2 protein-coding genes are annotated in these 1392 nt (G+C 68.1%); one reads left to right on the forward strand and one right to left on the reverse strand.

What is annotated here, in order from left to right; genetic code table 11:
* Positions 1 to 50: 50 nt before the first annotated feature.
* Positions 51 to 893 (reverse strand): amidohydrolase family protein, encoded by an 843-nt coding sequence (locus TW83_RS16250; protein ID WP_045983827.1) that lies wholly within the window; start codon positions 891 to 893, stop codon positions 51 to 53.
* A gap of 96 nt (positions 894 to 989) precedes the next feature.
* On the opposite strand from TW83_RS16250, the gene TW83_RS16255 reads away from it, so the two are divergent.
* On the forward strand, positions 990 to 1392 hold a 403-nt coding region (locus tag TW83_RS16255), incomplete at its 3' end, for an aldo/keto reductase (protein WP_045983828.1).

Genomic DNA, 1392 nt, shown 5'->3' on the forward strand with positions numbered 1-1392 from the left:
ATATTCGTCGATCCGGTCCGGATCGATCCCGATGACATGGGCCATGCGTTTCATGGGCGCTGTTCCTTCGCGTTAAGGTCATAGAAGCGGATGGCCGTCTGCCCAAAGACCTGCGCGCGATCGGCATCGGACAGGTCCGCGCACAGGGTCTGCGCGACCTGCAGCCAGTCGGCATAGGTGCCCGCAAGCTCCAGAACTGGCCAGTCGCTGCCCCACATCAGCCGTTCGGGGCCGAAGGCCTGCAGGACATGGTCGAAGACCGGGCGCAGCGTGTCGGCGGACCACCCGGGCCCGAATTCGTTGGCCAGCCCCGACAGCTTGCAGACCACCTGCGGGTGGGCGGCCAAGGCGTCGATGCCCCGGCGCCAGTCCGGTCCGGGGTCCCTCCCGTCAAAGACGGGCTTGGCGCAGTGATCAATCACGATGGGCAGGGACGGCACCCGCCCGGCCAATTCCTCGATGACCGGCAGATGGCAGGGCGTGATCAGCGCGTCCAGCCGCAGCCCGGCCCCCGCGACCTGCCGCAGGGCGTCGACCACGCCGTCCTGCAGGATCCACCGGGTGTCGTCGATATCTTGCAGCATCGGGCGGATGCCGCGCAGCGCAGGGTGGGCGATGCGCGACAGCTGCGCGGCCACGTCGCCGGTCAGGTCGATCCACCCTACGACGCCGCGGATCACCGGCGACCGGTCGGCCAGCCCCAGCAGGAACTGCGTCTCCTCCAGCGTGGGGGCGGCCTGGACCAGCACCGTGCCGGTGACCCCGGACGCCCGCGCCAAGGGTTCCAGGTCCGCGGGCAGGATGTCCCGCCGGATGGGCGCGACCTGATCGGTCATCCAGTCGTAATCGCCCCGGGCGATCCGCCAGAAATGCTGATGGGCGTCGATGATCACGGGAATGTCCTTGCCGGGTTGTGTCTCTAATCATAATAAACCGTATGGAGGCGGTCGTGGCGTGTCAACGCCCGACCCGGGAGGACAGGAGGCGGCATGAAGACCATCAGGATCGGCCGGACAGGGGTGGAGATCACCCCCATCGCGTTCGGCTGTGCCAGCATCGGCAACCTGTATCGCGAGGTCGCGGAGGAGGACGCGCAGCAGGTTCTGCAGGCGGCATGGGATGCGGGGATCCGCTATTTCGACACGGCGCCCCATTACGGGCGCGGCCTGTCCGAACAGCGGTTGGGGCGGTTCCTGACGGGCAGGACGGGGGCCGTTCTGTCGACCAAGGTCGGGCGCGTCCTGACCCCAGCCGCCGCGCCGATCCCCGAGGCCGACAGCTATGTCCGCCCCGCGCAGAACGACGTGCATTACGACTATTCCGGTGACGGGATCGAGGAGAGCCTGGAGCAGAGCCTGGACCGGCTTGGCGTCGCGCGGGTCGACATCGTCT

The organism is Paracoccus sp. S4493 (assembly GCF_000967735.1).
Taxonomy (GTDB): Bacteria; Pseudomonadota; Alphaproteobacteria; order Rhodobacterales; family Rhodobacteraceae; genus Paracoccus; species Paracoccus marcusii.